The 24894-nt window shown below is 63.2% G+C and carries 21 protein-coding genes and 1 pseudogene; 13 read left to right on the top strand and 9 right to left on the bottom strand.

The features are described from left to right. Positions 1 to 12 precede the first annotated feature (12 nt). The 3 genes from accC to AB4136_RS10835 all read left to right on the top strand — a co-directional run bounded on the left by accC (position 13) and on the right by AB4136_RS10835 (position 5304). The gene (gene accC, locus AB4136_RS10845; protein ID WP_024926539.1) at positions 13 to 1359 is read left to right on the top strand and encodes an acetyl-CoA carboxylase biotin carboxylase subunit; all 1347 of its coding nucleotides are present in this window, start codon (positions 13 to 15) and stop codon (positions 1357 to 1359) included. A 116-nt stretch (positions 1360 to 1475) separates the two neighbouring features. Then, a complete protein-coding gene (gene aat, locus AB4136_RS10840; RefSeq protein ID WP_137900468.1) occupies positions 1476 to 2087 on the top strand; it encodes a leucyl/phenylalanyl-tRNA--protein transferase in 612 nt (203 codons plus the stop codon). A gap of 205 nt (positions 2088 to 2292) precedes the next feature. Next, positions 2293 to 5304, top strand: coding sequence for an autotransporter domain-containing protein (locus AB4136_RS10835; protein ID WP_137900467.1), 3012 nt, complete (start codon positions 2293 to 2295; stop codon positions 5302 to 5304). 101 nt (positions 5305 to 5405) lie between these two features. Here AB4136_RS10835 and AB4136_RS10830 read toward each other — a convergent pair whose 3' ends face one another. Further along, the gene (locus tag AB4136_RS10830) at positions 5406 to 5801 is read right to left on the bottom strand and encodes a rhodanese-like domain-containing protein (protein ID WP_024926542.1); all 396 of its coding nucleotides are present in this window, start codon (positions 5799 to 5801) and stop codon (positions 5406 to 5408) included. 82 nt (positions 5802 to 5883) lie between these two features. On the opposite strand from AB4136_RS10830, the gene ftrA reads away from it, so the two are divergent. Continuing rightward, on the top strand, positions 5884 to 6852 hold the full coding sequence (gene ftrA / locus AB4136_RS10825) for a transcriptional regulator FtrA (protein WP_036253300.1): 969 nt from the start codon (positions 5884 to 5886) through the stop codon (positions 6850 to 6852). A gap of 36 nt (positions 6853 to 6888) precedes the next feature. On the opposite strand, the pseudogene AB4136_RS10820 reads toward ftrA, so the two are convergent. Further along, positions 6889 to 7317, bottom strand: a pseudogene (locus AB4136_RS10820) (DUF2155 domain-containing protein); the annotation flags it as partial. A gap of 403 nt (positions 7318 to 7720) precedes the next feature. Continuing rightward, positions 7721 to 8119 (bottom strand): NADH:ubiquinone oxidoreductase subunit NDUFA12, encoded by a 399-nt coding sequence (locus tag AB4136_RS10815; RefSeq protein WP_024926545.1) that lies wholly within the window; start codon positions 8117 to 8119, stop codon positions 7721 to 7723. Positions 8120 to 8359: 240 nt separating this feature from the next. Here AB4136_RS10815 and panB point away from each other — a divergent pair, with 240 nt between their 5' ends. Beyond that, positions 8360 to 9199: a 3-methyl-2-oxobutanoate hydroxymethyltransferase gene (gene panB / locus AB4136_RS10810; RefSeq protein WP_024926546.1), complete on the top strand. Its 840-nt coding sequence runs from the start codon at positions 8360 to 8362 to the stop codon at positions 9197 to 9199. After that, positions 9196 to 10047: a pantoate--beta-alanine ligase gene (panC, locus tag AB4136_RS10805; protein WP_024926547.1), complete on the top strand. Its 852-nt coding sequence runs from the start codon at positions 9196 to 9198 to the stop codon at positions 10045 to 10047. Before panB ends, panC begins: the two co-directional genes overlap by 4 nt. A gap of 22 nt (positions 10048 to 10069) precedes the next feature. Here panC and AB4136_RS10800 read toward each other — a convergent pair whose 3' ends face one another. After that, entirely contained in the window at positions 10070 to 10591 is a 522-nt protein-coding gene (locus AB4136_RS10800) for a hypothetical protein (RefSeq protein ID WP_137900466.1), read from the bottom strand. 102 nt (positions 10592 to 10693) lie between these two features. Here AB4136_RS10800 and AB4136_RS10795 point away from each other — a divergent pair, with 102 nt between their 5' ends. Then, on the top strand, positions 10694 to 11317 hold the full coding sequence (locus AB4136_RS10795; protein ID WP_051504842.1) for a TetR/AcrR family transcriptional regulator: 624 nt from the start codon (positions 10694 to 10696) through the stop codon (positions 11315 to 11317). 54 nt (positions 11318 to 11371) lie between these two features. Here AB4136_RS10795 and AB4136_RS10790 read toward each other — a convergent pair whose 3' ends face one another. Beyond that, a complete protein-coding gene (locus tag AB4136_RS10790; RefSeq protein ID WP_024926549.1) occupies positions 11372 to 11854 on the bottom strand; it encodes a GNAT family N-acetyltransferase in 483 nt (160 codons plus the stop codon). 5 nt (positions 11855 to 11859) lie between these two features. Next, positions 11860 to 13362: an Asp-tRNA(Asn)/Glu-tRNA(Gln) amidotransferase subunit GatB gene (gatB, locus tag AB4136_RS10785; RefSeq protein ID WP_024926550.1), complete on the bottom strand. Its 1503-nt coding sequence runs from the start codon at positions 13360 to 13362 to the stop codon at positions 11860 to 11862. Positions 13363 to 13680: 318 nt separating this feature from the next. On the opposite strand from gatB, the gene AB4136_RS10780 reads away from it, so the two are divergent. The 4 genes from AB4136_RS10780 (at position 13681) to AB4136_RS10765 (ending at position 16949) form a co-directional block, all read left to right on the top strand. Then, complete coding sequence (locus AB4136_RS10780) at positions 13681 to 14535, top strand: MetQ/NlpA family lipoprotein (RefSeq protein WP_137900465.1); 855 nt, start codon at positions 13681 to 13683, stop codon at positions 14533 to 14535. A 119-nt stretch (positions 14536 to 14654) separates the two neighbouring features. Continuing rightward, positions 14655 to 15761, top strand: a complete 1107-nt coding sequence (locus tag AB4136_RS10775) for a methionine ABC transporter ATP-binding protein (RefSeq protein ID WP_373426397.1) — start codon at positions 14655 to 14657, stop codon at positions 15759 to 15761. Then, positions 15754 to 16410 carry a methionine ABC transporter permease gene (locus tag AB4136_RS10770; RefSeq protein ID WP_024926553.1) on the top strand — a complete coding sequence of 219 codons (657 nt, stop codon included), beginning with the start codon at positions 15754 to 15756 and terminating at the stop codon, positions 16408 to 16410. Before AB4136_RS10775 ends, AB4136_RS10770 begins: the two co-directional genes overlap by 8 nt. 281 nt (positions 16411 to 16691) lie before the next feature. Further along, positions 16692 to 16949 (top strand): YjhX family toxin, encoded by a 258-nt coding sequence (locus AB4136_RS10765; protein WP_024926554.1) that lies wholly within the window; start codon positions 16692 to 16694, stop codon positions 16947 to 16949. Positions 16950 to 17035: 86 nt separating this feature from the next. Here AB4136_RS10765 and AB4136_RS10760 read toward each other — a convergent pair whose 3' ends face one another. Together AB4136_RS10760 and AB4136_RS10755 are read right to left on the bottom strand one after the other, a co-directional pair. Next, positions 17036 to 17467, bottom strand: a complete 432-nt coding sequence (locus AB4136_RS10760) for a CBS domain-containing protein (protein WP_024926555.1) — start codon at positions 17465 to 17467, stop codon at positions 17036 to 17038. A 104-nt stretch (positions 17468 to 17571) separates the two neighbouring features. Further along, complete coding sequence (locus AB4136_RS10755; protein WP_137900464.1) at positions 17572 to 18294, bottom strand: rhomboid family intramembrane serine protease; 723 nt, start codon at positions 18292 to 18294, stop codon at positions 17572 to 17574. A 395-nt stretch (positions 18295 to 18689) separates the two neighbouring features. Between AB4136_RS10755 and AB4136_RS10750 the strand changes: the two genes are divergently transcribed. Both AB4136_RS10750 and AB4136_RS10745 read left to right on the top strand, forming a co-directional pair. After that, the gene (locus AB4136_RS10750) at positions 18690 to 19331 is read left to right on the top strand and encodes a PAS domain-containing protein (protein WP_137900463.1); all 642 of its coding nucleotides are present in this window, start codon (positions 18690 to 18692) and stop codon (positions 19329 to 19331) included. 110 nt (positions 19332 to 19441) lie between these two features. Next, on the top strand, positions 19442 to 20059 hold the full coding sequence (locus AB4136_RS10745) for a PilZ domain-containing protein (RefSeq protein WP_024926558.1): 618 nt from the start codon (positions 19442 to 19444) through the stop codon (positions 20057 to 20059). A 94-nt stretch (positions 20060 to 20153) separates the two neighbouring features. On the opposite strand, the gene AB4136_RS10740 is transcribed toward AB4136_RS10745, so the two are convergent. Beyond that, the gene (locus AB4136_RS10740) at positions 20154 to 24542 is read right to left on the bottom strand and encodes a PAS domain-containing protein (protein WP_137900462.1); all 4389 of its coding nucleotides are present in this window, start codon (positions 24540 to 24542) and stop codon (positions 20154 to 20156) included. Positions 24543 to 24894 lie beyond the last annotated feature (352 nt).

Raw genomic sequence — 24894 nt, 5'->3', positions numbered from 1 at the left:
GGGACGGACGGAATGATCCAGAAGATCCTGATCGCCAATCGCGGCGAAATCGCACTGAGGGTCCTGCGCGCCTGCAAGGAACTCGGCATCCAGACCGTTGTCGTGCACTCCACTGCCGACGCCGACGCCATGCATGTGCGCCTTGCCGACGAGAGCGTGTGCATCGGCCCGCCGCCGTCGCGCGACAGCTACCTCAACATCCATCAGATCGTCGCCGCCTGCGAGATCACCGGTGCGGATGCCGTGCATCCGGGCTATGGCTTCCTGTCGGAGAACGCCAAGTTCGCCGACATCCTGGCGGCGCACAACATCACCTTCATCGGCCCCTCGGGCGACCATATCCGCATCATGGGCGACAAGATCGAGGCCAAGCGCACTGCCAAGCGCCTCGGCATCCCGGTCGTTCCAGGTTCGGAAGGCGCGGTCACCGACGAAAAGGAAGCCAAGCGCGTGGCCGCCGAGATCGGCTACCCGGTCATCATCAAGGCCTCAGCCGGCGGTGGTGGACGCGGCATGAAGGTGGCGCGCACGGAAGACGATCTGGAAGTGGCGCTTGCCACGGCCCGCTCGGAAGCCGGCGCCGCCTTCGGCGACGATGCGGTCTATATCGAGAAATATCTCGAGAAGCCGCGCCATATCGAATTGCAGGTGTTCGGCGACGGTTTTGGCAATGGCGTGCATTTCGGCGAGCGCGACTGTTCGCTGCAGCGCCGCCACCAGAAGGTCTGGGAAGAAGCGAACTCGCCGGCCCTCAACGAGGAAGCCCGCGCCCGCATCGGCGGCATCTGCGCCAAGGCGGTCGCCGATCTCGGCTATTCGGGTGCCGGCACCATCGAATTCCTCTACGAGAACGGCGAATTCTACTTCATCGAGATGAACACCCGCCTGCAGGTGGAGCATCCGGTAACGGAAGCGATCACCGGCATCGATCTCGTGCACGAGCAGATCCGCGTCGCTTCCGGCGGCGGGCTTTCGGTGCGGCAGGAGGACATCAAGTTCAACGGCCACGCCATCGAGTGCCGCATCAACGCCGAGGACCCGCGCACCTTCACGCCGTCGCCCGGCACGATCACGCATTTCCATACGCCCGGCGGCCTGGGCATCCGCGTCGATTCCGGCGTCTATTCGGGCTACAAGATCCCGCCCTACTACGACAGCCTGATCGGCAAGCTGATCGTGCACGGCCGCAACCGCGTCGAATGCATGATGCGTCTGCGGCGCGCGCTCGACGAATTCGTGGTCGACGGCATCAAGACGACGCTGCCGCTGTTCCGCGACCTGGTCGGCAATGCCGACATCGCCAATGGCGACTACGACATCCACTGGCTGGAAAAGTACCTGGCGGCCACCGCCGAGTAAAAAATGGCAAGCCCTTCTCCTTCACGGGAGAAGGGCACCTTGCTTCCGGCGAGACTGACGGCATCGCACTTTTCGACATCTCGAAGGCCATGCACCAGGCGCGCTATAAAGGCCCCATGACTCGCCCCTTTGCGCCCGGCTATCGCATCCCGACCGACCTTTTGCTCAAGGCGTATGCCTCGGGCGTCTTCCCGATGGCCGAGAGTGCCGACGATCCGGAGGTGTTCTGGGTGCGGCCGGAAACGCGCGGCATCATTCCGCTCGACGATTTCCATGTGCCGAAAAGCCTTGCCAAGACGATACGCAAGGCACCCTTCGACATCCGCTTCGACCACGACCTGGCCGCGACCATCGATGCCTGCGCCGAACAGCGCCAGGTGCGCCAATCGACCTGGATCAACGCGCCGATCCGCGAAGCCTATGTGAAACTGCACGAGATGGGGCATTGCCATTCGGTCGAGGCCTGGCAGGGAGACCGAATGGTCGGCGGGCTCTATGGCGTGTCGCTGGGACGCGTCTTCTTCGGCGAGAGCATGTTTTCGCGCGAGACCGACGCCTCGAAAATCTGCCTTGTCCATCTGGTGCAAAGGCTGAACGCGCGCGGTTTTGCCTTACTCGACACCCAGTTCACCACCGAGCACCTGAAGCGCTTCGGCGCCGTCGACGTGCCACGCGCCCGCTACGAGAAGATGCTGGCCGCCGCCTTGCAGGGTCGCGCCGACTTCTAGCACCTGGCATTTCGGCTGGTTCGATTGATGCCCCGATGTTGGACCAAATCAAAAAAGCCGGGCATTTCAAGCGGATGGGCTATCTTTTTAGCACATGCTTACCTATGGTCACGGGACTGGGTGGGTTTCAAACAACAATCGGAATTCGGGCGTCGGTGGATTGAATACACCGGCTGGTGACCCGTAAATTCCGGCAGGGGGCATTTTGCAGTACAAAGCATTTGGGCGATCAGGCCTGATCGCAACGGCGTCCGTTGTCGCCATTTCCACCGCCTTGTGGGCTTCCCAAGCAGCAGCACAATTCACGCTTTCAGTGCCGCGGACGGTGCCCATTCTGTTGTCCGGCCCGACCGGAACCCTCCACGTTACAAACAGCGGTTCCATCACTCTCAACAACAACAACGCCATCTGGACAGGCAGTGTCGCTCCGTTCGGCACATGGACAATCAACGTCGATGGCAGCCTGAAGGTTCTCCCCGGCGCCGACACGTACAACGCCATTCAGCTTCTCGGTGGCGGAACGGTCAACGTCTCGTCCACCGGCCAGGTCGAAGGCACGCAAACCGGAATAGAAATCCGGAGCAGCCTCGGCAATGTCCAGAATGACGGCATAATCCGTGGACAGAAAGGCGCCGCCATCTACATCGATGCGGGAGGTGTCGCCGAAAATCGAGGCACAATCGTAGGCGGCGTGGCCTTCGGCAACGCGCCCGGCACTTTTATCAACAAGAGCTCGATCTCAGGCAATGGTAACGACTACGGCTACCCGTACGGCATCACCATGAGCAAAGGCGGTTCCGCCAACAATTCCGGAACCATCGAATTCACCAATGTAGGCCAGACATTCTATAGCGCCGGAGATATCAACTTCATAAACTCCGGCACCTATAGCGCTGTCGGCGCCACGAGCCAGACTTCCTCCGTGATGATGGTGAACGGCGCAGTCGTCGCCGACAATTCGGGCCTCATCAAGGGGCGAGATCTCGGCATGTTCGTTTCCGGCGGAACCGCCGATGTCACCAACTCCGGCACGATACAAGGCACCACGCTTCACGCGGTTGCGTTGCATACGGGGACAGGCGTCGCCTCCTTCAAGCAGACTGCCGGCAAGCTCGAAGGTGGACGGCACGGCCTTTCGGTCCTGACCAAGGGCGATACCACCGTGGCCGTGAGCGGCGGCTCGATCACCGGCGGCATGACCGACGCCACCGGCGTCGGCGTCATATTCCGAGACAGTGGCAAGACCACCATGACGGTCAGCAACGCCACGATTTCGGGCCGCGCGGCCGCCATCCAGGGCGGCTCGGGAACATTCGACCTCAAGCTTGGCCAGGGCAGCAACATTCAGGGCGATATCAAGCTCGGCTCCGGCGATTCCAAACTCGAGATCGCGACGGGCGTGATCGTCAATGGCAAGATAGACGGCGAAGCGGGCGTCAACACCTTGCGGCTCACCGGTGCGGGCAGCAGCACGCTTTCCAGCGATATCCTCAACATTGCCGCGCTTGAGGTCGATTCCAGCGGTGGCGTCTGGAAACTGACGGGCAGCGGAACGTTTGCCGATGGCATAAAGATCGTCGCGGGCGAGCTTTCCGTGAATGGCAATTTCAACGCGGCGACCACCGTCGGCGCCGGCGCCTTGCTGGAAGGCAACGGCACGCTAGGCACCACCATCGTCACCAGCGGCGCGACCGTGGCACCCGGCAATTCCATCGGAACGCTACACGTAGCCGGCGATCTCACGCTGGGAAGCGGATCGGTCTATGCCGTCGAAATCGGCGGGGGCGGCGCAGCGGACCTGTTGAGCATCACCGGCAAGGCGATATTGCAGGGCGGCACCGTTTCCGTGACCGCGCTCGATCCCGAGGCCAGCTACCGGAATGGCCAGAGCTACACGATCCTGACCGCGGCAGGCGGCGTAGTCGGAACATTCGACCCGACGGTTCTGTCGAAATCCGCGTTTCTCCAGGCTGATCTCAACCACACCGCCAACGCCGTGGCCCTCGTGATCGCGACGAAAACACCTCCTGTCGTGGTAGTGCCGCCGATCGTCAAACCCAAGCCCGAGGCGCCGCCGCTTTTCACTACGGTGACGCAGACGCAGAACCAATACGCCACGGCAGGCGCCCTGGACAGGCTTGAGCAGAAGGGAGCCTCATTGGCGCTCTACAACCGCCTGCTGGTGCTGGATGCGGGTTCGGCGCGCAGCGCATTCGATCTCTTGTCCGGCGAGATGCACGCCTCGATCAAAGGCATGCTCCTGGAGGACAGCCACGCCATGCGTGACGCGGTGTTGGCCCGGCTGCGCGCAACATCCCGCGATGCAGGCTCGACCGCCTTGCCGATCATGTCTTTCGGCCCCGGTGGCACGGACATTGCCATTGAGGATCCCGACAAGCTCGCCCTCTGGGCGGACGCCTTCGGTTCCTGGGGACGATGGGACGGCGGCGCCAATGCAGCAAGGTTCGATCGCTCCACCGGAGGGCTGCTGATGGGCGGCGATGCCGCGATCGGCGATCATTGGCGCGCCGGCCTGGTTGCCGGCTTCAGCCACACCAGCTTCGACTTGGATGCCCGTGCATCGTCCGGTAATAGCGACAACTACCATCTCGGCGTCTTTGGCGGCGGCCAGTGGGGGGCGTTTGGCCTACGCGCCGGCGGCGCCTACACCTGGCATAAGCTGGAAACAGCCCGCACCGTCGACTTTAGCGGGTTCTCGGACGCCCTTGCCGCCGACTACGATGCCGCAACCGCGCAGGTCTTCGGCGAGGCCGGCTACCGCTTCGATACGGATGCGCTCCATTTCGAACCTTTTGTCGGCCTCGCTTATGTCAGCGTCAGAAACGACGGCTTTACCGAAAAAGGCAATGCCGCGGCACTCACCGCCAGCTCAGCCGCGTCCGATGTGACGTTCACCACCATTGGTTTGCGCGCCGAGACCGATTTCACGCTGGGCGACGTCAAGGCATCGGCACGCGGCATGATCGGCTGGCGTCATGCCTTCGGCGATATCGTTCCGCAGTCGGGGCTTGCTTTTGCCAATGGCGGCGCCTTCACGGTAACGGGCACGCCGATCGCCGAAGATGCCGCGGTGATCGACGCCGGCGTTGATTTTGCAGTATCGCCCGTTGCCACGCTCGGTGTCTCCTATAGCGGCCAGTTCGCCGGCAAGGCGCGCGACAATGGGTTCAGGTCGCAGCTGAAGATTTCATTCTAAGGAATGGACCGCTGAAGATCGGCCGCGGGGACGCGGCCGATCTTCCCCTGGTTACCTGCGCCCTGCTCCTGCCACAGGCGGCGTATTGGCTCAACGAACCGTCACGAACCGGCCGCCAGTTCGAAACCTTCATACCGCCAGCCGCTGATGCCGCCGCTCATGATCTTGACCGGCCTTCCGAGCTCGGCAAGGCGCAAGGCGCCGCGCGCAGCGCCGTTGCAATGCGGCCCTGAGCAATAGGCGACGAAGATGGTCTCCTCGTCCCACGCCTCCATCTTCGACCTTACGATCTTGCCGTGCGGCAGGTTGATCGCGCCGGGAACGTGCCCCTTCGCAAACATGGCCGGGCTGCGCACATCGAGCAGTACGAAATCAGCACCTTTCGACAGCGATTCGTGAACATCCCAGCAGTCGGTTTCAAACTCGAATTCGGCGACGAAATGCGCGCGGGCGCGGTCGCTTGGCGCCGGCTTCACGGCGGTTACATAGCTCGGCATGGCGTCTCTCCTTTGGTCCGCCCCTTGTCATCTCCTGCGCGCCGGCTTGCAAATGGCGTGAATGACAATATACGTAAAGATCATGCCAAACCCTTCCGAACCGCTCGTCGTTGCGCTGTTGTATGACGGCCTGTGCACGTTCGAATTCGGCATCGTCGCCGAAATCTTCGGCCTGGCACGGCCCGAAATGGGCCCGAACTGGTATCGCTTCGCGAGTTGCCCGGTCGATGAGGGCCCGATGCGCGCCCATGGCGGCCTCAGGCTGGTGGCCGACGGCGCGCCCGAACTGATCGAGCAGGCGGACATCATTGTCGTTCCGGGCTGGCGCGGCGCCGATGCTCCGGTGCCCGAGGAGTTGTGCCGGCGACTTCGCGATGCCCATTCCAGGGGCGCACGCCTAGCGTCGATCTGTTCGGGCGCCTTCGTGCTGGCGGCGACAGGATTGCTGGATGGCGGCACGGCCACAACGCATTGGCGTTATGCCGAACCGTTTCGGCGCCGTTTTCCCGGCATTACCGTCGACGAAACCTCGCTCTACCGCGAGCACGACCGCATCCTGACTTCCGCCGGCAGCGCGGCGGGCATAGACCTGATGATCGAGATCGTGCGGCAGGATTTTGGCGCCGTCGCCGCGAACTCGGTTGCGCGGCGGCTGGTAATGCCCGCGCACCGCGCCGGCGGACAGGCGCAGTTTCTGGAACGACCGGTGCCTCACCGCAAGGGCTCGGAGATCGCCCCGCTGCTCGACACGCTTCGCGCCAATCTGCAGTCGCGCTGGACCGTCGAGGCCATGGCCGCCGAATGCCGGATGAGCGCCCGAACCTTCGTGCGCCGATTCGCCGACGCGACCGGAACCTCGCCCGGCGATTGGCTCGTCGAAGAACGCATCGCATGGGCAAAGCAGTTGTTGTGCCGGCGGCCCCTCAGCATCGACGACGTCGCCGAAGCCGTCGGCTTTGGCAGCGCCTACACGCTTCGGCACCATTTCCGCAGGCATGTCGGCATCAGCCCGACCGAATACCGCGCGCGCTTCATGGCGGAGCTGACCTGATCATGCGACGCGTCGGTAGCGGCAGGCCGCCGCCAGCTACTTCTTGGCGTTGACCTTGGCCGGAGCGCCGGACGACGGCGTGTTGGGCGCCTGCGGCGCAGGCACGTCGGACTTCTGCTTGCAGCCCTTCAGCCAGACGTCATAAACGGCGTGCTCGACGGCATTCAAGCCGGGGCTTTCGGCGAACATCCAGCCGGTGAAGATGCGGCGGATCTTGCGGTCCAGCGTGATCTCATCCACCTCGACGAAGGAATCGGTCTTCGGCGCATCGGCGCCCGGGCGCGAATAGCAAACGCGCGGGGTGACCTGCAGCGCGCCGAACTGCACCGTCTCGTCGATATAGACGTCGAACGAAATGATGCGGCCGGTGATCTTGTCGATGCCGGAGAATTCAGCGACCGGATTGGCGACGCGCTCGACCGCCGGCGTGTGGGAAGGTTGTTCCTTGGCCGCCTTGTTCTGGGCAGGCTTGCTTTGGGCGGGTTGGTTTTGGCCGGGCTGGTTCTGGGCAGGTTGCGGCTTGACTGTCTGACCCGGAGCGGCTTGTTCAGCCGGCTGGCCTTGGTCAGGCTGCTCCTGCATGGGCTGACCGAGATTCGGGTCCGGCTGGACCTGGAACGGCACATTGGACGGCGTTTCGTTCGCCGGCGGGTCCCAGGGCATCTGCTGCGAATTCGCATGAAGCGGGTGAGCAACCGCCAGCATCGCTGCCAAGGCACCGGTCGAAAGGCGGCTGAAAGATTTCATACGGACGACCCGTCTTTGGGCAATTGATTCTCGACGCCCAAAGGTAGAGCGTTCCGGCGAAGCGAACCAGCTAAACGGCAAATGTGGCGAGAACCCGAATATAGCGAGAGCCCAAACCGGCTCAGGAACCCGGCGTCCAGGCGTCGTAGTCGCCCGTCACCTGGGGACGATGCTGCGTGCCGAGAATGGAACCCTTCGGCCGGTAGGCGGCGGGGCTGCCGGTCAAGTTCGGTTGATACGGCTTCTGCCATTCGCGCGGCTTGTAGGTCTCGTTGACCGGCGCAACGTCGACGCGGTGATGGATCCAGCCGTGCCAGCCGGGCGGGATCGCCGAAGCTTCCGACTTTCCGGCATAGATCACCCAACGACGGGTCAGGCCGTCCGAATTGATGCCGCCTTCGTAATAGACGTTGCCGAACTCGTCCTGGCCGACCTTCTTGCCGTGGCGCCAGGTGTGGAAACGCGTGCCCAGCGTCTGGCCGTTCCACCAGGTGAAAAACTGCGTCAGAAAGCCTGCCATGCTGGTCCTCGCGGGCGTATGCGGTTGCCTGCTTATGGCGCTCCACTCGGCGGAAGGCAAGGGTTTAGATGGTTGCTGCTTCTCCTTCTCCCCTTGCGGGAGAAGGCAAGCGTCTATCTTTTCGCAATTGCTCAATAATTATCTCGCACTTGCAAAAAACTTAGCCGCTCCGTATCCCTAGCAGGTCCGGTCCGCCGGGCTCTCGGACAGGCCCCGCCCGTCCGTCGAGGGAGGAGAAAGATGGCTTCCGACGCGACTGCGGCCACGCCCCGCATCACGCCTGCCGAGCTTATGGCCCGCAAGGGCGGCACGCCCATCGTTTGCCTGACCGCCTACACCTATCCGATCGCCCGGCTGCTCGATCCGCATGTCGATCTTCTCCTGGTCGGCGACAGCGTCGCCATGGTGTTGCACGGCCACAAGACGACGCTCGGTGCCACCATGGAGATGATGATCCTGCACGGCCAGGCGGTGATGCGTGGTTCGTCCCATGCCTGCGTGGTGCTCGACATGCCGGCCGGCAGTTACGAGCACTCCTCCGCCGAAGCGCTGGCCTCCGCCCGGCGGCTGATCGCCGAAACCGGCTGCGACGCGGTCAAGCTGGAAGGCGGCGTCGACATGGAGGCGCAGATTGCCGCGATCACCAGCGCCGGCATCCCGGTGATGGGCCATATCGGGCTGCAGCCGCAGTCGGTGGAGAAGGACGGCGGCTACAAGATCAAGGGCGGCACCGACGACGCCATTGCCGCGCTGCTTGCCGATGCACAGGCGGTCGAGCGCGCCGGTGCCTTCTCAATGGTCATCGAAGGCACGATGGAACCGGTGGCCGCCGAAATCACCCGCCGGTCCGCCATTCCCACCATCGGCATCGGCGCGAGTGCGGTCTGCAACGGGCAGATCCTGGTCATAGATGACGCCATCGGGCTGACCGTCGACCGCGTGCCGAAATTCGTCAAGGAATATGCCGTGCTGCGCGACATCGTGGCCGAGGCGGCCGCACGCTATGGCTCGGAGGTGCGCGCCCGCAGCTTCCCCGGCCCCGAACATGTCTTCCAGCCCAAGGGCAAGGCAGAATCATGAAACAGCCACAAGTCATTGAAACTGTTTCCGATCTTCGCGCCGTGGTGCGGGATTGGCGCAGCCAGGGCCTGAGCGTCGCTATGGTGCCGACCATGGGCGCCCTGCATGACGGCCATGTCTCGCTGATGCGCATCGCGCTGGAACGTGCCGATCGCTGCGTGGTGTCGATCTTCGTCAATCCGACGCAGTTCGCGCCGACCGAAGACCTCGACAAATATCCGCGCCAGCTTGCCGCCGACCTCGAGCGGCTGGCGCACGCCGGCGTGCAACTCGCCTTCACGCCGACGGCGGCGGAAATGTATCCGCACGGTTTTGCCGCCAAAATTGCCATTGGCGGCCCCTCGGCCGGGCTCGAGACGGACTTCCGCCCGACCTTTTTCGACGGCGTCGCCACCGTTGTGGCCAAGCTCTTCCTGCAGGCGCTGCCAGACTGCGCGATCTTCGGCGAGAAGGACTACCAGCAGCTCTGCGTGGTGAAGAAGCTCTGCCGCGACCTCGATATCCCTGTCGAAGTGATCGGCGCGCCGACCGTGCGCGATGCGCAGGGGTTGGCCATGTCCTCGCGCAACGCCTACCTCTCGCCGGCGGAACTGGCGGTTGGCCGGCAGCTCAACACCATCCTGCGCCACGCCGCATCGGCGCTTCAGCTGGGCGCCGATCCTGGAGAAACGCTCGAAACCGCCCGGCTGCATATCCTGGAGGCCGGTTTCGGCCGCGTCGACTATGTCGAAGCGCGCGAGAGCGACACGCTTGCGCCTTGGCGCCGCGACCGCGCCGGGCGCATCTTAGCCGCGGCTTGGCTCGGCACGACACGGCTCATCGACAATATCGAGGTGACGGGGATTTGAGGGCTCTGCCCAATCCGGAGCGTCAGGACGCCAACCCTCCGGCGATGATCTCAGCCGTCTTGGGCTGCGGCCGGGCCAGCAGATAGAATGCCAGCACGTGGGTGATCATCAAGGCCGGTACATAGAGGATCGGAACCCAATAGGCAGCAGCCAGTGCGCCAGCCCGATCCGGAAGCCCCAGCTGCACGCCGTGATAATAGTTGATGATGAGATCGGCCGTTCCCACCACGTTGAAGGCGACGACGAACAGCCAGAACAGCGGCCGCACCCGGACCGCCAGCAGCGCAACCATGGCCAGCACCCCGGTGATGAAATCGCCATAGGCAGCGGATGGCGCAAATCCTGCGGGCAAATCCGGACCGACGACGCCGGGAAGGATGAAGACCAGCCCGAAAAAGCGGAAACTATGCAGCGTGGCGATGGCGCGCTGCACCTGGAAATGGTCCATCGACTTCAGTTTCGGCAACACATAGGTGCCTAATATCAGCAACCATGGCACATAGCCGAGGACGAGTTGGATTGTGAAAATAGTCGCCGGCGACATAAACATCTCCCGTCGGGACCGCCCGATCAGCATGAGTGATGGAATGCGACAACATCGGCCGCTATGATGGTACCCATCGGTACCAAAGTCAAGGAGGACGCCGTGGCAACAGCATCCGAGACCTCGCCGCCGGATGATGCGGACCGGAAGCCGGCGCGGGCGCGCATCATCGACGCCGCCTTCGCGGCCTTTGGCGTGCACGGCTATGCTCAGACAAGCATGCTGGAGATCGCAACCCGCGCCAAAGTCTCCAAGCGCGAGCTCTACGCGCTGGTCGGCAACAAGCACGACATGCTGGTCGCCTGCATATCGGAGCGCGCCGGCCGCATGCGCCCTTTGGCCGGCACGCCTGAGCTTGATGATCGCGAAAGTCTCGCCGACGTTTTGTCGGCATTCGGCGAGCGACTGCTTCGCGAGATCAGTGACCCGGTTGTGCTGGGCGTCTTTCGCCTGGCGATCGCCGAGGCCGAACGGGCACCGGAGATCGCGCGGGCGTTGGATTCGATTGGCCGGGCGGCGGCGCGCAATGAGTTGACGGCGATCCTGGAACAGGCGCGGTCGCGCGGCCTGCTGGTCGGAGACACTGTCGATTTGACGGAGCTGTTCCTGGCGTTGCTGTGGGGCGACCTGTTGATGAAGCTGCTGCTCGGCCTTGCCGAACCGCCTGAGCCGGGAAAGATCAGGCAGCGCGCCCGCGGCGCCGCGTCGGCCTTCCTGCACCTGTAGCTGACAGGTCCACAGGCGCGCCGCGCTCCCGCGAGAAAAACGCAGGGCGCGCCTTCACCCCAACCGCTTTTCCATACTCACAATCATGGCGTCGACCCATTGAGTGGCGGGGCGCCTGCCAAATTCGACGAAGCCGTTTGCCCGGTAGAAGTCCCGCGCGCGCTGGTTCTTTTCCTCGACCTCCAGCCGCATCAGCCTGCATTCAGGAAAAGAATCTTCCAGTTCGGCCAGCAGCAGGCCACCAACGCCCCTGCCCTGCATTGACGGGCGCACGTCGAGTTCCGTCACTTCGACCAGTTCGTCTTCCTTCATCACCGCATGAGCCACGCCGGCAAGCTCGGCACCGGTGTCAGCAACGATGAATTCCGAACGCGGTTGCCTCAAAAGCTGTTTGAGCCAAGTCACGGAGTGCCAGTGTTCGGAAATCGCCGTCACGCCCTCCACGCCATAAATGGCGTCGTAGGTGGCATGCCATGTCTCGGCGAGCAGCGCCCTGATCGTCTCAAGGTCGCGCTCGCCCGCCGTGCGCACGAACATGGCGACTATTCCGTGATGCCGAGCTTGGCCTTGACCAGGTCGTTCACCGCCTGCGGGTTGGCCTTGCCGCCGGTCGCCTTCATGACCTGTCCGACGAACCAGCCCGCCATGGTCGGCTTGGCGCGCGCCTGCTCGACCTTGTCGGGGTTGGCCGCGATCACATCGTCCACTGCCTTTTCGATGGCGCCGGTGTCGGTGACCTGCTTCATGCCACGCTTCTCGACGATCTCCTTCGGGTCGCCGCCCTCGGCCCAGACGATCTCGAACAGGTCCTTGGCGATCTTGCCGGAAATGGTGCCTTCCTTGATGAGGTCGATGACACCGCCGAGTTGAGCCGGCGAAACCGGAGTCTCTTCAATGGCTTTGCCAGACTTGTTCAAGGCGCCCAGCAGGTCGTTGATGACCCAGTTCGCCACCGTCTTGCCGTCGCGGCCCGCCGCCACCTGCTCGAAATAGTCGGCAATCGCCTTTTCCGAGACCAGGATCGAGGCGTCATAGGCGGAGAGGCCGAGCTTCTCGACCAGCCGCGTCTTCTTGTCGTCCGGCAGTTCTGGCAGGTCCTTGGCCAAGGCATCGACATAGGCCTGGTCGAATTCCAGCGGCAAAAGGTCCGGGTCGGGGAAATAGCGGTAGTCATGCGCTTCTTCCTTGGAGCGCATGGAGCGGGTCTCGCCCTTCACCGCGTCGAACAGGCGGGTTTCCTGATCGATCTTGCCGCCGTCCTCCAGAATGGCGATCTGGCGGCGCGCCTCATATTCGATGGCCTGGCCGATGAAGCGGATGGAGTTCATGTTCTTGATCTCGCAGCGCGTGCCGAAACCCTCGCCCGGCCGGCGCACCGAGACGTTGACGTCGGCGCGCAGCGAACCCTCGTCCATGTTGCCGTCGCAGGTGCCGAGATAACGCACGATGGTGCGCAGCTTGGTGATGTAGGCCTTGGCCTCTTCGGAGGAACGAATGTCGGGCTTCGACACGATCTCCATCAGCGCCACGCCGGAGCGGTTCAGATCGACATAGGACATGGTCGGATGCTGGTCGTGCATCGACTTGCCGGCGTCCTGTTCGAGATGCAGGCGCTCGATGCCGACCTCGATATCCTCGAACTCGCCCTTCTTGTCCGGGCCTACGGAGACGATGACCGTGCCCTCGCCGACGATCGGCTGCTTGAACTGCGAGATCTGGTAGCCCTGCGGCAGGTCCGGGTAGAAGTAGTTCTTCCGGTCGAACACCGACTTGTGGTTGATCTCGGCCTTCAGCCCGAGGCCGGTGCGAATGGCCTGGCGCACGCATTCTTCGTTGATGACCGGCAGCATGCCGGGCATGGCGGCATCGACCAGCGACACATTGGCATTGGGCGCGGCACCGAAGGCGGTCGAGGCGCCGGAGAACAGTTTCGCTTCCGAAGTCACCTGGGCATGGACCTCCATGCCGATGATCACTTCCCAATCGCCGGTGGCGCCGGGGATCAGGCGTTTCGCGTCGGGCGTGCGGGTGTCGATGAGGGCCATGGGAACCTGTATTCGGGAAGCTGAGAAAATCGTCGGTTTGGGCTAGCGCAACCAGCCGCATGAGGCAAGACGCCGAAAGCTCCGCCTCGCTTCACCTCTTGTAGGAAAAACTTTGCACCTCGTCATCTCGCAACTGCGAAGGCGAGGTTCGTTCTGCTCCGATCGCCGGAATCTTTGAGACGATATTCCGCACATACCATGCGCCGGGCAAAGCGGTCCTTTGAACGGAAAGCCGGCTTTGTGAACGATAAAGACAGGCTTCGCATTCCGCGCCGCCACCCTTTTCGCCTCCCAAGGCTTTTTCGATTGAGGACCGCCATGACCATCACTTTGAAAAACCAATCCGGCCCGCTGTCTGCCAGGATCACCCGCCGCGCCGGCCTTGCGGCGCTGCTTGCCTCGGCTGTCGCCCTCGTCACTTTCGCGGCACCTTCATCCGCCTATGCGGAAGACAAGAAGGCGGTGAAGGTCGGCATCATTTCCGGCGAGGACGAGGATGTCTGGCGCGTCGTCACCGCCGAGGCGGCGAAGTCCGGCCTCATCATCCAGACCGTTGTCTTCAACGACTACACCCAGCCGAACGAGGCGCTGGAGCGCGGCGAGATCGACGCCAACGCCTTCCAGCACCAGCCTTATCTCGACAACCAGATCAAGACGCAGGGCTATCACATTGTGCGGGTGGGCTATACCGGCGTCTGGCCGATCGGCCTATATTCGAAGAAACACGCCAAGGTGGCCGATCTGGCCAAGGGCGCGGTGATCGGCGTGCCGAACGATCCTTCCAATGAAGGCCGGGCCCTGCGCGTGCTTGAAGGCGCCAAGCTGATCAAGCTGAAGGATGGCACCGGCATTCTGGCCACCACAGCCGACATCGCCGAAAACCCCGGCGGCATCACCATCAAGGAACTCGACGCCGGCATCGTCGGCCGCTCGGTGGAGGATCTCGACGCCGCTGTCGTCAACACCGACTGGGCACTGAAAAGCGGGCTGACGCCGGAAAACCGCATCGCCCAGGAGCCGATCGCCGACAACCCCTACCGCAACTTCATCGCGGTCAAGCAGGGCAATGAAACCGCGCCATGGGTGAAGACGCTGGTCGCCGCCTACCAGAACCCGACCGTGAAGGCCGAGTTCGACCGCGTCTACAAGGGCACCGGCATCAGCGCCTACTAAGCGCGATGCACCCCTATCTGGAACGGCATGCAGCCCGCGGCCCCTGGGGTGGCGGGCTGTCCGACATGGAGCCGCTCGATGCGGCGCCGCGGGAAGTCGTGGAGCTGAAAGGATATCCCGTGAACCAGCACGTCCTGGCGGAAATACCCGATCCGGCTGAGCTGTCGGACGACGACGTCCGGCCGGCCCAGCCCGCCCCTGCAGCCGGCGAAGAGGTCGTGCGCCTGGTCGACCTCAAGCGCCGCTTCGGCGAGACGCCGGCGCTGGAAGGCGTTTCGCTGACCGTGCGCAAGGGCGAAATCCTCGGCATCATCGGCCGCAGCGGCGCCGGCAAGTCGACGCTGATCCGCTGCCTCAACGGGCTGGAGCGGCCGGATTCCGGCGAGGTCCATGTCGAGGGCCGCGAGATCAGCCGCCTCTCCGAGGGCGAACTGCAGCCGCTCAGGCGGCGCATCGGCATGATCTTCCAGCATTTCAACCTCCTGTCGGCCAAGACAGTGGAAGACAATGTCGCCCTGCCGCTGAAGATCGAGGGCCGGCCGAAAGCGGAGCGCCGGGCGCGCGCTGCAGAACTGCTCGAGCTCGTCGGCCTTTCCGCCAAGGCCAAAGCCTATCCTTCGTCACTGTCGGGCGGCCAGAAACAGCGCGTCGGCATTGCCCGAGCGCTCGCTGCCGGGCCGGCGCTGCTGTTGTCGGACGAGGCCACCTCGGCGCTTGACCCCGAGACGACGCGCTCCATCCTGGCCCTGCTCAAGGACATCAACCAGCGCTTCGGCCTGACCATCCTGCTGATCACCCACGAGATGGAAGTGATCCGCTCCATCGCCGACCGCGTCGCGGTGATCGACGCCGGTCGCATTGTCGAGGAAGGGCCGGTCTGGTCGGTCTTTTCCGATCCGCAATCCGAGATCACCCAGAGCCTGCTTGGCGGCATCCGCCCGCAGCTTCCCGCCGCGATCGCCGAAAGGCTTTCGCCCGTTCCCGGCAGGGAGGCGATCCTGCGCGTCGACGTAGCCGGCGATGCCGCGCGGCGTCCGCTGCTGGCCGAGCTAGGTGCGGCCGTTCCCGGCCGCTTCCGCCTCATCCATGGCGGCATCGACCATGTCCAGGGCGAGCCCATCGGCAGCCTGTTCCTCGGCATTGCCGCCAAAGACGGCCAGGTCGCCAAATCACTCGATTTCCTGACCGCCCGGGGCGCCCGGGCAAAGGTGCTCGGTTATGTCTGAAATCATGTTTCAGCTTCTGCTGCGCTCGCTTTGGGAGACGATTGTGATGACGGCCGCCTCCGGCCTCATCTCGCTCGTCGCCGGCCTGCCGCTCGGATTGGCGCTGATCGCCACCGAGCGCGGCGGCATCGCCGAGAACCTTGCCCTGAACCGCGTTCTCGGTGCCATCATCAACGGCTTCCGTTCGGTACCGTTCATCATCCTGCTGGTCGCGCTGATCCCGGTGACGCGGCTGATCGTCGGCACCTCGATCGGCACATGGGCGGCGATCGTGCCGCTGTCGATCGCGGCGACGCCCTATTATGCCCGCATCGCTGAAGTGTCGCTGCGTGAGGTCGACCGCGGTCTGATCGAGGCGGCGCGCGCCATGGGCGGCAACCGCTGGACCATCATCCGCGAAGTGCTGGTGCCAGAGGCCCTGCCCGGTATCGTCGCCGGCTTCACGGTGACGCTGGTGACGCTGGTCGGCGCATCCGCCATGGCAGGCGCCATCGGTGCCGGCGGGCTCGGCGACCTTGCCATCCGCTATGGCTACCAGCGCTTCGAGACCAGCGTCATGATCGCGGTGGTAGCGGTGCTGATCGTGCTGGTCTGCGGCATTCAGTGGCTGGGCGACCGGCTGGTGGCGCGGCTCGATCATCGGGGCTGATTTCGTCCGCGTTTGATAGGCTCGCTCCGGCCAGCTTGGTTTTTTGCCGGACTTCGCCTATATGCCCTCCATCCCATGGAGTGTGGATGTTTACTTCGTCTGAGTCCCGCTAAGGCCCCGACCTTCCTCTGAAGGCGGGGCGTGAAAACCTGAAACCCCGTGCCGCGTTCGCGTGGCTGCGGTTTTTGTTGTTGGCCGTCCAGAGTTTGCGCATCGCGCTTGCCGAAACCGGTTCCGGTTTCGGGCCGACGCGCCGGCCAGGTTTTCCGGGAATTTTCCAAATGAACGTATCGCGCTTGGAACAGCGCATCCTGCACCTGCTCGCGCGGGGCGGACGCATCGACGTCGAAAAAGACGACAACGGCAAGATCGAGCTCGCACATTGCATCACCCGCGAAGGGTGGCGCTATCCGGACTTCGATCTCACCCTGTTCAAGAAACTGAAAAGCAAACGTGCCGTCGCATCCAGCAATGGCGGGCCTTATCGCATCACGCGTGAGGGTCTGAGGCTGGTTCGCGCGCAGCTCGACAATCGTTGATATCCAACGAAAACGCCTCCCCACGCGGCCTGTCGCCGGYGTGGGGAGGCGCCAGTCGCCAAGTCCCTCTTGGGGAGGGACAGAAATCAGGCCGTCGCGATATAGGCCTTGATCTGCTCGGCCTCGCGTTCCACCGTCTCGATGCGCCGCTTGACCACGTCGCCGATCGAGATGATGCCGTCGAGCAAGCCGTCCTTTTCCACCGGCAGATGGCGGAAGCGGCCATTGGTCATGATTTCCATGACCTCGTTGACGGTGTGGTTGGCGTTGCAGATCTTGACCTTCGGCGTCATCACGGCGCGCACCGGAAGTTCCAGCGCCGCCGCGCCTTCCTTGGCCACGACCCGCACCACATCGCGCTCGGAGAGAATGCCAACGATCTTGCGATCGCCATTGGTGATCACCAGAGCGCCGATGCGGCGGTCGGCCAAAAGTTGGATCGCTTCGGCCAGTTTCGCGTTGGGGCCGAGCGTGACGACCGCATGGCCCTTTGCCTCAAGAATTGCCTTAACAGTCATGGCGTCCTCCTCTGCATGATCCGCCTGCCCCTCACAGTCGGGCGGACAACGACGTCAAGCAGGGACATGGTGCGCCGTGATCGACCGCTTTTCAAGTATTCCGATCAAGCCTGCCGGGCTTGCCGGCGATCGAACAAGCGCAGGCAGAGGAAGCCGGCGAGAAACCCGCCAATATGCGCTTCCCAGGCGATCTGGCTGTCGTTGCCCGGCACGAAACCGACGACGCCGGTGACGATGTTGATGACCATCCAGACGGCGAGGAAGCTCAGCGTGGCGCGCGAGCGCAGCACGGCGCTGAACGGCAATGGCGCACCGCCAAATGCGCCCTTGCCGGTGGAGCGATCGATGCTGAAGGCGAAACGCGCGGCCGCTCCCATCATGCCCGAGATCGAGCCCGAGGCGCCGACCAGCGGCGCCTGCATGGTCGGATGGATGGCGAAGAAGAAGAATGCCGCGGCAAGACCGGTGAACGCGAAGAACAGGATAAAGCGCATCGCGCCGATGCGGTTGGCGAGCGGCGACCCGAACGCCACCAACCAAACCATATTGACGATCAGATGCGCCCAGCCGCCATGCAGGAATGTATAGGTGAACGGGCTCGAAAAGGCATAAAAATCAAGATCGTATTGCCCGGAATAACGAACCGGAATGAAGGCGGTGCGGATGAGAAGCTCGATATCCTGCTGCTGGGTCAGCAGATAGAGGCGTACCAGATGCACACCGAAGCAGACGGCGACGATCGCGATGATGACAGCCGGCAGGTTGAAGACGGGCTCGCGCGGCAAGGCCTCGTCCTGCGTTGGCTCGGCCTGTCCTGCCTCGTTCATCGCGTTCTTCCCGTTTCGGTCCGCGAGCATGTAAGGCAAGGCGCGTTATTTCACAAATGGAGATCGGCGCCGAATCGAGGCCTGCGAATCAAAGAAAACCGCCCGAAGTTTCCCTCGGGCGGTCGGTCGAGCCCCCTTGCTCCCCTGAAAGTCTTTGCCTGCTGCACCGCCGCCTGGAACGAGGCGGCAGCGAAAACTGGAGTGATTTCAATCTTGCACGACCAAGTTTGAGCGGCAATCTAAACCTTTCGTTAACCTTAACGTCCCCGACCGGTTAACAAACGCCCGGCAAGCTGGCACGCATCCTGCTCCGCGTCCCATGTAGGTCATCGGAAGACGCACTCCTGTTCCCCGATGGCACATCCGGTGAAAGGGCAGCGCGGAGCATATCGAAAATGAACCTGAACGGATCGATCGCACTGTTCCAATATTGGAATCGGCTGCGCGCCGGCCGCCCGGCCCCCCGGCGGACCGAAGTCGAGCCAGCCGACATCAAGGCTCTGCTCGCCGATACCTTTATCCTGGAGAAGGATACGCGTGGCGAGGCTGTGTTTCGGCTGGCGGGCACGAGGCTGTGCGCGACGCATGGGCGCGAGTTGAAAGGCTTCTCCTTTCCTTCGCTGTGGCGCGAAAAGGACCAGCGGCTGGTGTCGCGCCTCATTCACGGCGTCTTCGACCAGCGCTCGGTGGTCCTGATCACCTATGAAGGGATCAGCCGCAGCGGCCGGCCTTGCAAGTTCGAGCTTTTGGCGCTGCCGCTCGACGGTGGCGTCGAACACCCGCGCTGCCTGGGCATCGTCTCGGTGGCGGAAAGGCCATTCTGGCTCGGCTCCGATCCGATCGTCGACGCGCTGATCGAATCGATCCGCATCGTCGATCCCGACAAGGAGATGGCAGCCTTGGCCAGCCGGACCGCGATCACCCCACCGTCGCTGGCGCCGACCGACCTCGACCGGCGCGACGGTCTCGGCCCTCTCGGACGCGGACGTAAGGTACGTCATCTCGTCGTGCTGGAGGGCGGGCGTGAAGAAGAGTAAACGCAGCTAAGCTGACGTTAACATTTTCTGATTTTTTAACTTCTCATGCTGTAGCGTTCCCCCGAAATTCCTCGCAACGGCGTAGGAATGCCAACGAGGTACGGGTGGTGATGAGGTCAGCGGCGATCGAGCACGCGCCGGCGGCAGCTGAAAGACGCAACTTTCAGCGTGTCCGCGTGAAGATTTATGGCCGCTTCATGCTGGAAGACCGCAGCGAGCATCCCTGCCAGGTGATCGACATGTCGCCCGGCAACGTAGCCCTGCGCGCCGATCGCACCGGCGAACCCGGCGAAAAGATCATCGCCTATCTCGACCATATCGGCCGTATCGAAGGCGTGATGACGCGTCGCCTGCAGGACGGTTTCGCCATGACCGTGGTTGCCTCGGAGCGCAAGCGCGACAAGCTGGCCGCGCAATTGACGTGGCTGGCCAACAAGCATGAGCTGGACCTGCCGGAAGACCGCCGCCACGAGCGCGTGGCGCCGCGCAACCCGATGAGCGTGCTGCATCTTTCCGACGGCCGCCAGTATCAGTGCCGCATCATCGACCTGTCGCTTTCGGGTGCGGCGATCGAGATCGACGTCAAGCCGGCGATCGGCGTGCAGGTGGTGCTGGGCACGATGCGCGGCCAGGTGGTGCGCCATTTCGAGGAAGGCATCGCCATCGAGTTCGCCGTCGTGCAGCGTCCCGAAACGCTCGATTCCGAGTTCAACCGGCCGAGGGCCTAGCCTCCTCTCCTGTTCGCCGCCGAAATCTCGCCTGTTTCGGCACAGGCTTGCCTGGCGGATCGCGTCGACCGCCAGCCTTGGTTATCTTCGACGCTCAGAAGATCGTTTCCAGCGGCTGCGGCAGCGCGATGGCAAAGCCCTGCGCCTGGTCGATGCCCATCTCGCGCACCAGTTCCAGCGTCTTTTCGTCCTCGACCTGCTCCGCCACGGTGACGGCGCCCAGCCGGTGGCCGACGGCGTTGATCGATTCCACGATCGCCCTGTCGAGATCGTTCTCGGTCATCTGGCGGATGAAGCCGCCGTCGATCTTCAGGCCGTTGACCGGAAACTGCCGCAGATAGGTGAAGGAACTGAGGCCCGTGCCAAAATCGTCCAGCATCACGCCGCAGCCCGCCGTGCGCGCCTTGGACAGGAATTGCTTGGCGGCGGTCAGGTTGTTGATGACCGCCGTCTCTGTAATCTCGAAATGCAGCCGGCGCGGCGACAATCCTGAGCGATCGAGTTCTTCCTGCAGGAACGGCCACAGGAAGGGGTCGTTGAGCGAATTGGCCGAGAGGTTGATGGCGAAGGACAGGTTGGTCGCCTCGGCGAGGCGCGGACCGTAGTCCTGGAAGGTGGTGCGGATCACCCAGCGATCAATATTGCCCATCAGGTCGTAATGTTCCGACGCCGGGATAAAGGCGGCCGGTTCGACGATGCTGCCGTCATCGCCCAGCATTCTGAGCAAAATCTCGTAGTGGCGGCCGCCGTTCATCTTCCCGTTCAGGTGCCGCACTTCCTGCGCGAACAAACGGAAGCGGTTTGCCTCGATGGCGTTGCGGATACCAGCGGCGACCTGCGCCTGGCGGTGGTTGCGATGCGCCTCGCTACCGGCGCCGCCATAGACGGCGATCTGATTGCGGCCAGCGGTTTTGGCCGTGTAGCAGGCGATGTCGGCCTGGCTCATCAACTCGTCGATGCGCAGCCCCTGGCTGTCTATCGCCGTCAGGCCGACCGATGCGCCGACCTGGTAGGTCCGCTCATCCCAGGCGAATTTGAGCGCCGCCAACTGACGCAGAAGCTGCTGGACGATCTTCTGGCCGTGTTCGACGGTGCAATCATAAAGCAGCAGGCCGAACTCGTCGCCGCCGAGCCGAGCGGCGATGTCGTCGGTGCGGCAGATACGGCGCAACGCATTGGCCACTTCGCGCAGCAGCGCATCGCCAGCAGCGTGCCCGGCGGTGTCGTTCACCAGCTTGAAGCGGTCGAGGTCCATGAAGCACAACACATGTTCGCGGCGCTGCATGCGCGCCTCTTCATTGGCAACGCGCAATTCGCGTTCGAATGCGGCGCGGTTCGGCAGACCGGTCAGGCTGTCGTGGTTGGCGGAGTGCTCCAGCGCCTGCTGCAGGGTGCGTGCCTTGGTCACGTCCTGGAACACCAGCACCGCACCGATGACCTCGCCGGTCGCCGTGCGCACGGGGGCGGCGGAATCGCGAACGCTGCGGCGCTCGCCATTGCGGGCGATCAGGATCGCGCCGTCGCTCAGATAGAAGGGCTGCATCCGGTCGAGGCAGGTCTCGACCGGGTCCGGGATAGCGTCGCCGGTCTGCTCGTCGACGATCCTGAACACATCGCGCAGCGGCTTGCCGGCGGCTTCGCTGGCCAGCCAGCCGGTCATTTCCTCGGCGATCGGGTTCATGAAGGTGATGCGCGCCTGCGCGTCCGTCGAGATCACCGAGTCGCCGATGGAATGCAGCGTGATGCGCAGCCGCTCCTTCTCCTCGAACAGCGCCTCCGTCAGCTCGACATGATCGGTGATGTCCCAGTTCATGCCGACGGCGCGCAGCGGCGCGCCATTGTCGTCTCGTGTCAGCTTGGCAAGCGAGCGGATGTGGCGCATGGCACCCGAGCGCTGCTGCCTGATGCGTAGATCCATTGAGAAAACCGACGTTTCCTGGACGCCGACTTCGTAGCGACGAAGCACTTCGGGCACATCGTCGGGATGGATGAAGGTCATCCAATGGTCGAGCGTGCCGTCGAATCCGTCGCGCGACAGTTCGTACAGCTCGTACATGCGCTCGTCCCAGGTAAACTGCCCGGTGGCGAAGTCGAGATCGAAAATACCCGCCTCCGAGGCCTCGACGGCCAATTGCAAACGCTGGTTCAGCGCTAGGATCGCCGCCTCCACGCGCTTGCGCTCGGTAACGTCGGTATGCGTACCGATGCAGCGCAGCGGCTTGCCGTCGTCGCTACGTTCGATCACCTTGCCGCGATCGTAGATCCAGCGCCAGGAACCATCCTTGGCGCGCATGCGATGCTCGAGCGCGAAATCCGGCGTCTCGCCGCGGAAATGCTTCTCGATGATCGCGAGGCAACCGGGCAGGTCTTCCGGATGCACGCGGTCGGACCATTCGTTGACTGTCGAACCGATTTCATCGCCCTCGTAACCCAGCATCGCCTTCCAGCGCTGCGAGAAAAAGACCTGATCGGTTTCCCGGTTCCAGTCCCAGATGCCGTCGCCAGCGCCGTCGACGGCGAACTGCCAGCGCATTTCGCTTCTGCGCAAGGCTGCCGCGGCGGCCTTCATTTCGGTCACGTCGCGCGCGATGCCGATTATGCCGACGATCTCGCCCTTCTCGTTGCGTCGCGGCGCCTTAGTCGTCGAGAAGACACGCCGGACGCCCTCGTTGATCGGCGTTTCCTCGAATGTGCTGGCGACGCCGCTTTCCATCACCTGCCGGTCGTTGGCGGTAATCTGTTGCGCGACTTCGGCGGTGTAGAGGTCCTGCGCCGTCTTGCCGATGAGGTCGGAGCCCGACCGACCGACCAGCTTTTCGTACGATTTGTTCGCGACGAGGTAGCGGCCATCAAGATCCTTGGCGAAGATCAGGTCGGGCGTACCGCGCATGACGGTTTCCAAGAGGGTCAGCGTGTCGTGGAGCTGCTTCGTGCGCTGGACCTGCTCGGTGACATCCCAGCAGACGCCGACAAAGCGGTGGACGGTGCCATCGGGTTTGCGGATGGCCTTGGTCGCGGCGCGAATGTGATGAACCTCGCCCGAGCGCGGATGAACGACCCGGTATTCGATCCACTGGAACATGTCCCCGGATGCCGCGAACGTGCTCAAGCTCTGTCGAAGCCGTTGCAGATCGTCCGGGTGGATGACGCGATGATAGGCTTCCCGCGAGCCATCGAACTCGCCGGCCGTCACGCCATGGAGCGCCAATGTGCGCTCGTCCCAGCTGCGCAGACCCGTGGTGTGGTCGACATCGTAGGTGCCCACCTCACCTGCCTCCAGGGCAAGCTGCAGCCGCTCCGTCACGCTTGCAAGTTGCGCCAACGTATCGCGCAGTTCCGCGTTGCGCTCGACATCCTGGGTGACATCCCAGCACGCGCCGATCGCGCGTTCGACAGTGCCATTCGAGCGACGGATCAGCCGCACCGAAACGCGGATGTGTCTGTAGGCCTTCTTTCGCGGCAGGAATATGCGGTAGTCGAGCTGGTAGCCGGACTTGCCCGCCTTGAAGGCCGCTTCGCGGGTACGTTTGGTCTTGGCGGCGTCCTCGGGACTGAGCAGCGCGTTGAACGCTTCGACCGACCCATCGAATGTCTGCGGCGTTACCCCGTGCAATTCATGGGTGCGCGCGTCCCAGTGACGGTTGCCGCTCGGATAATCGACATGGAAGATGCCGATGCCGCCAACCTCAAGCGCCACCTCCAGCAATTCGGAGGCCGTCGCAAGCTGGGCCTCCATCTCCTTCTGGTGCGTGATGTCGGTGACGGTGCCGACGAAGCGCAGCGCCTTGCCTTCGGCCGAACGCCGCACCACCTTGCCGCGCGCATGAATCCAGACCGCCTGCCCGTTCTCGTGCCGGAGCCGATAAACTTCCTCGAATGTGGATGACCGGCCGGTAACGATGTTCTTGACCGCGTCATGCACGCGATCGCGATCGTCGGGATATATTCTTTGCGCCCATTCGGCTTCGTCGATCTCGACGTCGCCGGGCTCGAGACCGATCATCGTCCTGATCTGGGGCGATATCCATATCCGTCCGGTGAGGACGTCGGTGTCCCAAACCGCCTGCTCGGAGCCCAGCAGCGCATTGTTCCAGCGCCATTCGTTTTCGGCGAGCTGCAGTTCGGCCTGCTTCTGGGCTTCGATGTCGACGATCTGCAAAACGAAACGGAACGGCGTGCCGGCGGCCGCCTCGCCCAAGGCCGAGATGCTGGTGAGGCCGTGGAAAGCGGTGCCGTCCTTGCGAACATAGCGCCGTTCGATACCTTCGCCCGCCTCCACAGACGAGCCCAGCTTGCCGCGATCATCAGGATGGGTGATGGCCGCAAGCGTTTGGTCGATACTTTCTTGCGTTTCGAAACCGAAAAGCGCGCCAAAAGCGCTGTTGGCATAGAGGCAATGTCCAGCCTCGTCGAGTAGCGCCATGCCGACCGCGGCCCGGTCCAAAACACTGCGCAGGAGGCCATCGCCTTGCAGAACAGCCATTATCTCACCGGAACCAGACCGTTGTTAGGCTTTGTCCTTCATTTGCCAATATTCGACCTTAGTCGAACCGACCGCAAGTGGTAAAAACTTGGCGACGGCAAATCAAAACTTGCAATGTTGCTGATGAAGTCGCCCCAGCCTGGCAGGCTGACGTGCCACGTTTGGCGGATTTCAACATCGCGGCTCTGACCCGCGACGGTGAGCAGACGGCGTCCATTATCGCGGATTGCGCGCCAAACGCCCCTTCAACGGAAGCACGGTTTCCGCGAGCTTCACATGGTTAACAATTTCCAACAAAAATCGTAACTATTTTATACTTATTCAATTCAATGTTGAATTCAATTCATTCTAT

It is taken from the genome of Mesorhizobium sp. 2RAF21, assembly GCF_052115345.1.
GTDB classification, from domain to species: domain Bacteria; phylum Pseudomonadota; class Alphaproteobacteria; order Rhizobiales; family Rhizobiaceae; genus Mesorhizobium; species Mesorhizobium terrae.
Note: the sequence above shows the minus strand (reverse complement) of the source record. Positions and strands in the feature narration are given on the sequence as shown.

Excerpts from the sequence above, each read along its gene's own strand:
- accC (WP_024926539.1), top strand. The coding sequence starts at position 13 with ATGATCCAGAAGATCCTGATCGCCAATCGCGGCGAAATCGCACTGAGG.
- aat (WP_137900468.1), top strand. The coding sequence starts at position 1,476 with ATGACTCGCCCCTTTGCGCCCGGCTATCGCATCCCGACCGACCTTTTG.
- AB4136_RS10830 (WP_024926542.1), bottom strand. The coding sequence starts at position 5,801 with ATGCCGAGCTATGTAACCGCCGTGAAGCCGGCGCCAAGCGACCGCGCC.
- ftrA (WP_036253300.1), top strand. The coding sequence starts at position 5,884 with ATGCCAAACCCTTCCGAACCGCTCGTCGTTGCGCTGTTGTATGACGGC.
- AB4136_RS10815 (WP_024926545.1), bottom strand. The coding sequence starts at position 8,119 with ATGGCAGGCTTTCTGACGCAGTTTTTCACCTGGTGGAACGGCCAGACG.
- panB (WP_024926546.1), top strand. The coding sequence starts at position 8,360 with ATGGCTTCCGACGCGACTGCGGCCACGCCCCGCATCACGCCTGCCGAG.
- panC (WP_024926547.1), top strand. The coding sequence starts at position 9,196 with ATGAAACAGCCACAAGTCATTGAAACTGTTTCCGATCTTCGCGCCGTG.
- AB4136_RS10800 (WP_137900466.1), bottom strand. The coding sequence starts at position 10,591 with ATGTCGCCGGCGACTATTTTCACAATCCAACTCGTCCTCGGCTATGTG.
- AB4136_RS10790 (WP_024926549.1), bottom strand. The coding sequence starts at position 11,854 with ATGTTCGTGCGCACGGCGGGCGAGCGCGACCTTGAGACGATCAGGGCG.
- gatB (WP_024926550.1), bottom strand. The coding sequence starts at position 13,362 with ATGGCCCTCATCGACACCCGCACGCCCGACGCGAAACGCCTGATCCCC.
- AB4136_RS10780 (WP_137900465.1), top strand. The coding sequence starts at position 13,681 with ATGACCATCACTTTGAAAAACCAATCCGGCCCGCTGTCTGCCAGGATC.
- AB4136_RS10770 (WP_024926553.1), top strand. The coding sequence starts at position 15,754 with ATGTCTGAAATCATGTTTCAGCTTCTGCTGCGCTCGCTTTGGGAGACG.
- AB4136_RS10765 (WP_024926554.1), top strand. The coding sequence starts at position 16,692 with ATGAACGTATCGCGCTTGGAACAGCGCATCCTGCACCTGCTCGCGCGG.
- AB4136_RS10760 (WP_024926555.1), bottom strand. The coding sequence starts at position 17,467 with ATGACTGTTAAGGCAATTCTTGAGGCAAAGGGCCATGCGGTCGTCACG.
- AB4136_RS10755 (WP_137900464.1), bottom strand. The coding sequence starts at position 18,294 with ATGAACGAGGCAGGACAGGCCGAGCCAACGCAGGACGAGGCCTTGCCG.
- AB4136_RS10750 (WP_137900463.1), top strand. The coding sequence starts at position 18,690 with ATGAACCTGAACGGATCGATCGCACTGTTCCAATATTGGAATCGGCTG.
- AB4136_RS10745 (WP_024926558.1), top strand. The coding sequence starts at position 19,442 with ATGAGGTCAGCGGCGATCGAGCACGCGCCGGCGGCAGCTGAAAGACGC.
- AB4136_RS10740 (WP_137900462.1), bottom strand. The coding sequence starts at position 24,542 with ATGGCTGTTCTGCAAGGCGATGGCCTCCTGCGCAGTGTTTTGGACCGG.